Source organism: Candidatus Hepatincolaceae symbiont of Strigamia maritima (assembly GCF_055505085.1).
Window position 1 is genome coordinate 1 of sequence record NZ_DBKDTU010000149.1, and the last position, 8,321, is coordinate 8,321.

The 8,321-nt window shown below is 27.6% G+C and carries 6 protein-coding genes; all 6 read right to left on the bottom strand.

Annotated elements, in window-relative coordinates; all coding sequences use genetic code 11:
- Positions 1-33: 33 nt before the first annotated feature.
- Complete coding sequence (gene cas2 / locus ACQCX0_RS03870; RefSeq protein ID WP_462562862.1) at positions 34-300, bottom strand: CRISPR-associated endonuclease Cas2; 267 nt, start codon at positions 298-300, stop codon at positions 34-36.
- Between the two features lie 8 nt (positions 301-308).
- Positions 309-1,208: a type II CRISPR-associated endonuclease Cas1 gene (gene cas1, locus ACQCX0_RS03875; protein WP_462562863.1), complete on the bottom strand. Its 900-nt coding sequence runs from the start codon at positions 1,206-1,208 to the stop codon at positions 309-311.
- 24 nt (positions 1,209-1,232) lie between these two features.
- On the bottom strand, positions 1,233-4,820 hold the full coding sequence (gene cas9, locus ACQCX0_RS03880) for a type II CRISPR RNA-guided endonuclease Cas9 (RefSeq protein WP_462562864.1): 3,588 nt from the start codon (positions 4,818-4,820) through the stop codon (positions 1,233-1,235).
- A 165-nt stretch (positions 4,821-4,985) separates the two neighbouring features.
- Complete coding sequence (locus ACQCX0_RS03885) at positions 4,986-5,837, bottom strand: DNA glycosylase family protein (protein WP_462562865.1); 852 nt, start codon at positions 5,835-5,837, stop codon at positions 4,986-4,988.
- Positions 5,794-6,987 carry an MFS transporter gene (locus tag ACQCX0_RS03890; protein ID WP_462562866.1) on the bottom strand — a complete coding sequence of 398 codons (1,194 nt, stop codon included), beginning with the start codon at positions 6,985-6,987 and terminating at the stop codon, positions 5,794-5,796. Before ACQCX0_RS03890 ends, ACQCX0_RS03885 begins: the two co-directional genes overlap by 44 nt.
- A 5-nt stretch (positions 6,988-6,992) precedes the next feature.
- Positions 6,993-7,862: a HesA/MoeB/ThiF family protein gene (locus tag ACQCX0_RS03895; RefSeq protein ID WP_462562867.1), complete on the bottom strand. Its 870-nt coding sequence runs from the start codon at positions 7,860-7,862 to the stop codon at positions 6,993-6,995.
- Between the last annotated feature and the right edge of the window lie 459 nt (positions 7,863-8,321).

The window sequence follows — 8,321 nt, forward strand, 5'->3', positions numbered from 1 at the left end:
CTTTTTTCTACCATAAAAGCTTTTTATGGTTCCTTATTGTTTATCTGTAATTGCAAAGATAGTAATATTGCCTTTATAAGGCAGTTTTAACGAGATTTCTTTTTCTATTTGTTGCGTTTTCTCTTTAGAATCAAACATCCTAATATATACAGAATATTGCAATTGTGTAAAAGATAAATCCAACAACATATTTCTAAATTCTCTATAGGCTCTTTTTTCTTCTTTTTCTTCCGTAGGAAGATCAAACATTACAAATAACCACATAATTTGGTAACCACTAACATAACTACGCTGAGACATTATTTTAATTATAATTTTAAACTTGCAAAATTCAATTGGTTTGTACTATTTTTAAAACTATTAGCTACATTATAACATACATAATTTAAAGCTTTATACAGAGGAATATTCTCTTTTTTATATATTACATCAATCCATAATATTTTAGCAAGATCTTGTTTGATTTTGGGAGATAATTTTTCTGTATTAATAATATCTATATGCTTAATATAGTAATCAACGAGTGGTCTGTAAACTTCCATAATATCATCTACCAAACAAAAAGGATTATAATTATTTTTATGAAAGATTCCTAAAGCAGGGTGTAATCCTGCTCCGCATAAAGACCTTGCCACAGCAGAACGTAAAATACTATAGCCATAATTTAACATGATATTTATTATATCAATACTATCTTGATTTCTTTTAAAGGTATCACCGAATAATTCCTTAAAATATATTTTTGCTGCTTGAGATTCCGTAAAGGTACTATCTCCGGATTTTACTTCAGTTGCTAAATTTTCCAATAATTTTATTCGTAAACTCATAGGATAAAAGTATTTTAGAACCCTAGCTTGGTTAGTAATTTTATGTTTAATTACTTCCTGCCACAAACGTTTTTTTAGGGGTAGTTTAGTATTTATTTGGTAATCTAAAAGCATTTTACTTTTATAGTGGCTACTAAAGGGAAGGGTAATAGAAATTGGTAAATATTTTGCATCACAAAAAATAATAGGAATATTATTTTCTGCTAGCGTTGCAATAATATTTTTACTAATAGTACTTTGATTAGCTGATATAAGCAAAGATATTATATCATCTAAGGGAATTCTGCCGAGTTCTACCTCTTTATTTTCTATTAATAAAAACCCCCTGTACAAACTTATATATAAATTATCCTGATTTATTTCTATAATTTGTTGTGGCATAGGTTATACTAATTCTTTATTTTCTTAATTTTTATCTATCGTAAATCTTTTATTACTGTGTAAATGTAAATTAGGTATTTTTTCTTTTATCTTGCCGTTTGGAGATATTGATATTTTTTGTATTTTATGCTTAGCAAACAAAACATTAATAGAGATATGTGACTGTTTAGGCATTGCAAATAGTTGATTTCTAAGATCTAATTTGTTGTCAGTAGCTGAGAATCCCAATACTTTGCTAATTTCTGGTATCTCATTATTACTTTCATCTTTCTTATAAACTACTACCATATCGTTTTTAAATAATTGCATAAGTTTTTTAGCGGCAGGATGGGGTTTTTCATAATTTCCCTTATACTGGTTATAATCTAAGTAATTTATAAAGATACCTTTATATTCATATTTATTAGTTTTTTTATCTTTTTTAGTTTTAGGAATTTGCCAAATATCAACATACATATAAGAATCTGTAGCATAGGCTTTATATGGAGCAGATTTAATCTGGATTGCATTTTCGGTAAGATATTGCAAAGTAATTCGTTTAATACCATGCTGTTTACCAAAATTTAAGAGAGTTTCTTTTAATTTTTTTTCATCTATTTTATGATTTTCATCTATTTTATGAGTTATATCTTCAAATCTGCAGATATCCTGTTCCTGTAAATAATATCTAAGTTTTTTTCTAATATTACTATAATCATCTTTGATTTTACCTATATCATTTACTGATAAATCTTCTATTCTTAATCTTTGTGTAACAGTATATTTACCTTTTTGATTTTTGATAGGCTCTCCATTTTTATCTATTTTAATTCCTAGAGCTGTTTCTTGATGAAGTTTCCCTTGTTTAGAATGGTCTTGTTTATAAGATATAATTATTGTGTCTAATTTTTTTACTAATTCTTGTTTAAGTTGTGAAGAATCTTGTAATCCTGTAGTTTTTTTAATAATTTCTGCAAAAATTTTATTTTTCTCACTAGCTAAAGTTTCATAGTAGGTTTTAAAATCTTTTTCTCTATCTATAGTTGATTTTTCTACGGAATTATAAATAGTGTACCGTTGTGTTAATTCTTGAATTTTTTGATTAAGTGTAGTGTTAAAATCTCGGTTTACTAGGTTAATAACGGAGCGATTAATTAGAGCAGTAGTAATAGCATCTATAGTATGATGTCTATGATCTTCTCTTTTCTTATTATCGTACCCTAATAACTTAGATAATCCTAAAAACTTTCTATATTTTGCAACTAAAGCACCTTGGGGGCAGGTAATTTTACTATCATCTACCAAAGTTGTTAAATATAGCCGAGCTAGTTTTGTCAAATATCTGGTATCATTAAGCTGTTTTTCTATAAAACTTGCTTTTTTGGTAGCTTCTTCCATTTTTTCATGGGCATCTCTTATAAATTTAAATGCTTTATAGCTAATATAATTTTTTTTACCAGTTTTGTCTTTATTAGAAATTTCTTTACCAGTTTTGTCTTTAATTTTAAATAAATTCCTAGTTCTTCCAAGAATTTCTTCATAATTATAATTACTATTAGTAGCTAAAGCAAAAGCCTCATAAGGACTTCTTCCGCTTTTATATCTATTAGCAGTGTTGTAACATAAAACCTTATTACTTTTCTTATCATCATAAGTTTTAGCAAAAGGTAATATATGATCCACCTCTATAGTTGAACTAAACAAATCAGTAAAATTTATGGATTTTCCGCTATAAACACACTTTGCTATTTCTGCTTTTTCGTCTAATCCTATCATTTCTATATAGAGAATAGCTTTTTCAATATCTGGTTCACTATTAGAATTACCACCGTATTTTGAACATAATTCCTTAGCTTTATCTCTTAGTTTTTTATGATTAGTATTTTGTTTATTAATTAAAGATGTGCTATATTGAGAATTACTAATATCTCTTGCTAATTCTATACCTATTTCATCAAACATAAAATTTTGATTCTGAAATTGCTTACGTAAATCTTTTAAAATAGCATTTATTAGTTTTTGTAGTTGATTCATTACCATATGTACTGTAGGATTTGCCACTTTACCATAAATGAGTTCTTTAGCTAAAATAGAATCTTTAGGGGTTTTTAGTTTTAATTTTTTAAAATAATAGTGTTTGTTATCTTCTGTTTCTTCGTAATCCTTATATTTAATACCAGACATACTCTGCCAAAGTACTTCTCCGTAATAGAGTAGATATTCTCCGGGATTAATCTTTTGTATATTTTTGGTAGAGTGGGAGGAAGATTGATATTTTAATTCACCGCTAATGGTATATAAACTGTGTGCCATTTGATCAAAAGCTACATCATAGATTAAACCTTGTTTAAGATAGGGGAGAATATCATATATAAATTCCCTTGAGATACTAGCATATCCTTTGTTAGGAGATTTTTTTAAAGTACTTACAGAATCACAAATTTTAGATAGTTGTGCTTCGCTTAGAGTATATTTAGTAATAAATTGTTCTTTCTCTATACTTGGGTCTAGTAAATCTTCTATTAGAGAGTCTTGATCTTTTAATTCTATATTATGCCAGATTTCTCCAAAATATTCTTTCTTTTGCATGAGGCTAGTAGTAGTTAATCCTTGAAGACTTTCTTTAGTAAGGTTAAATACTGCTTTTTTTTGCTCTTCTTTATTAAAAAGAATTTTTGCCAAACTTGTTAAAGTAGCTGTGGTATGAGACTTTAGATAATCAAAAACTTGGTTCTTTTGCTCAATGGATAAATTTTGGAGTATTTGTTTAGAATCTAATTGATATTTTAAATTATTAAGATCCTGCCAAAGACGATATTCTTGAAAGCTTGGTAAAGCTTTATTTGCTCTATATTCACCTGGTAAAAATTCGCACATTCCTACTAATTCTTTTTGGGATTTTAAAGGGTATTGTTCAAAAATAATAGTGTGTATTTCATCCCAATTTTCCGAAGTTAAAGCACAGTTGTGAGCCATTTGCTTTTCTTTAATCTTAGTAAATTCTGCTTCATACATTGCTCTATCAGGATAAAATTCAGAATTTTCAGCAAATCTAATTTTTTCTTGTTTGGTGAAATCATCTTTTACACCGTTTAATATTAATTCTTGATTATCACTATATTTTTTATAGAAATATTCGCCTAGAGTTTTCTCCTGTAAGTTGTTTTTCAAATCCACAATTTTTTTAAGATTCTTTTTCTTATCCTTTATTTTTGTAGAATCGTCTTCTTTTCTATTACTTTTAAATCCACGTCTTTTACCCAAGTGTAGTAAAGCTCTAATTAATTCATTTTGGTTAATAGCTTCCTTAACTGCTTTATTTCTGGCATAATAGGGATTAATTGAGAAAACTTCTGATTTGAGTTTATTAAAATCATTTGTTATTAAGTGTTTCTCTTCTAAATAGTTAAGTAATTTCTTAAATTTATTATTTTTACGAGTTCTTAATTTTCGTATTCCTCTTACTTCTCTACGTGTTACATTTAAGGGAATTTTATTCTTACTATTTCTAGAATCTGAAAAAATTCTAACGCCACAATCTATGATTCTAACAGGTTTATTCTCAAGATTAAATTCTAGTACTGCCCAACCAATACTATTTGTTCCGATATCTAGCCCTAATTTTATATTCATAAGAAATCTCCCTATTAAAATAAGTGTTGACAATAATTTATTTTAATATTATACTATAAAAACATATTAGAAAAAAGGTTTCTTTCTCTTAACAAGATTAGAAATCAAAAAATTTAATCCCAAGGTCCGCCTTGGGATTTCCAATTATAAATAGCCAACATTAGATTATATTTTGTTTAATAATAAACAATGAGTTAGTAATCCACCATAGGGATGGAAGATATTTTCTAGTTTTTTTAGTTGAAGGCTATTCATATATTCCTGATTATTAAAAAAATTACTAAAAACTTTTTTTACTTGTAAATCTGTGGAAGGAATAACTTCTAGTTTACCTAAAGCTCTTAGTAATAACCAATCAATACTCCAATTGCCGATTCCGAACATAGGAAGAAGTTGATTATAGATATTGTTAATGTTCTGATATGTTAAATGTTTATTACTTATAAAATATCTACTAACTTCTAAGAGAGCTCTTTTTTTAGTACTACTAATGGCTAACGTATTTAGTAAATCTTCAGTAATATTCTGAGGTTGGGGGTAGGAGTATAAATTACTTAATACTTTTTCCCCAAAGGTTTTTACAAAAGCTATTCTCTGCAAATTAGCTACTATTAGCGATATCTGTTGCCCAAAAATAATCTGGGTAAGACCTTCAAAAACATTTTCATATTGGGGAACATTAATCAATTCATAGTTGCTTATTTGTTGATATTGTTCTTCGGTAAAACAATGTTTATATCTTTCCCAAATATTTTTAATAGTGCTTAATCCTAATAATCTGTATAGTTCTTGAATATCAATATCTCTACTAGCAGATAATTGCCCACTTTGTAAATTTAAAGTAAGGATATTTCCGGTAGAGAGTACTCTTTGCCAGGTATTTGCTTCTAAATCTACATAATTTAATACATCATTACTTCCTCTATTGATCATAGTTAAATTCTTTTTAATAATTGCTAAATACTGATATAAGTTAATGATTTGCATGGCTTTTAAATAGGGGTGTATAAATAGCAATGATTCCGATTAAAGTTCTAAGAGTAGCAGCAAGCACTACTATTAATAACATACTGTGAGATATATCAAGGGTTAATCCCCCTAAAATTGAGGCAATAGGAATAGAAGCATAGGCTATCATTCTAGTTATAGCTACAGACCTTCCTAAAATGTTAGCAGGTACTACTTTTTGACGTAAAGTAAAAAAAGATACAACATTAATAGAACCGAAAAAAGAAACTATACCCCATAAAATACCTAACATCCAGTAACTATTTGCTAAAGCTAAGGTATACATAAATAAACCACCCAAAATAGTCATTGCTATTATAATATAATTCTCTTGAAATCTTTTTAAAATTAGAGGAGCAGAAAAGGTTCCAAGTAAAGCCCCGATACCGGTAATAGCAAAGGCAATTCCAATCATAGTAGGAGTTGCAGTTAGGTATTCTTTTAGAAAATAAATAAAGTTAACATTAAAAAAGTGAATAGCAAAATTTGTTCCGAAAAATAATAAAGCTCCATATAATAAAAATGGTTGTAACTTTACAGTTTCTAGCCCTTCTATTAGTAATAATTTTATAGAGTTTAGATTTTTATTGATTGTTAGAGAAGTATTAGTTACCTTGATAAAAATTAATAACATAAGAGCTATCAGAAAAGCTAAAACTGCTATAAAAAAAGCTAAATGAACCCCAAATAAAGATATTAATACTCCGCTAAAGAAAGGAGCTAGAATACTTAAAGTATTATCAGTACTTAACACAAATGAATTTTTAGTAGCTAATTGGTATTTATCGCTAACTATGTCTGGGAGGAAACTTTGTAAAACAGGGTGTATTATGGTGGTAATAGAGCTTAATATAAAGGTAAGAAGATAAATTATTATTATATTATGATTAACATAAGTTAGTATGCCAATAATACTAATAGTTACACTTGAGAACAGGTTTAGGGAAATCAATAAAGTTTTTCTAGAATAAATATCAGCTAAAATGCCTCCTACTAGAGTGAACAAGATAAATGGTAAAAATCCTAGAGCGTATCCTATAGACATATGTAGTGCTGAACCTGTTAAATTAAATAAATAAATCGGCAAAGTTAATTTAAAGAACCAATCTCCTACACTAGAAAAAATATAAGCCATTAAAAATAATTTATAATTATTCATAATATTTAATTCCGGCAGATAGAACAATCTTCTTGTCTATTCCAAGTTTCAGAGATATAAGTTTGCATCTCTTTAAAATTAATTTCCATACATTTATTAGTACCAATAGAAGGGGAAATATTAGTTAGAATTTTAGTTGTTTCTGCAATAATAAATCCGGTAATTAATGATACAAAAGCAACAAAAGTAGCATTGTCTCCTCTTAGTTCCGTATGTTTATGTATATCTAAGATATTATCCGATTGTTTATCAGTTTTTGCTACTGCGTCACGCCAACACTGTAAACACCCGGAAACTTTAGGTATTACTGAATACCACCTAGCAATTTGGGTGTCTAACCCACAGGTTAAAAAAGGTATATTTTCCGCAATACACGCCTCATTAAGCCAAGGCATAATTAAGGTTTTAGGTCTATCTGCTACACAGATAACTAAATCATAACCCTTAATAAATTCTTGTAAATATTCTTTAGAGGTTATTTTATCATTAACTACTTCTAAATTAAGAACTGAGTTGAAATTGTAAATTATTCTCGAAGCAATATCTGCTTTATATTTGCCAATATCTAGTTCAGAGTATAAAATTTGTCTATTTAAATTAGACCATTCAACTTTATCAAACTCTATAGCTTTTATGTGGTGAATTCCCATTGCAGCCATATCAATAAGTAAGTGAGAGCCTAATCCGCCTAAGCCTAGTAAAATTACTTTGCTATCATTAAGCTTTTTTTGAATAAGCTTTTTATTCTCTTTTAATGGTAAGAATGAACCAAAAAAATTAAGATTTCTATGATAACGTTGTTCAGCATAATCTGATAATATTTTCTCATTATTACTATGTTCTAAGAGTAGTAAAGAATCTAATAGGGTAACCATTTCTGAGATTTGTTCTATTGTTAGAGAAGAATAAGTTTTAGATAATATAGTAGTTATCTCTGCAAGGGAATGTGTACCATCAAGTAATTAAAAAAATCTAAAATGTATGCTTCTGATACAGTAATTTTATGTACATAAGAAGAAGTACGTAAATATATATTATTAGTATCAATAACCATTTGTACTGTAGGCTTTAATCTAATCTTCATAACCACCCCAAAGACTATAAGAAAGGTATGGTAGAACTTAATATACCATACCTTGGTTACAATACTTTATTATCCTTCGTTAGATAATAAAGCTGTGCTTGATTTAAAAGTAGTAATTCTCATGGTATTTCTCCTAAATAAGATGATTGAATACAATTATATTGTATATATCTACTGTAATATAAATTACAATCAATATCAAGATAGATTTATATATAAAGAATATATTATTCTATTTAAAATAGAATAT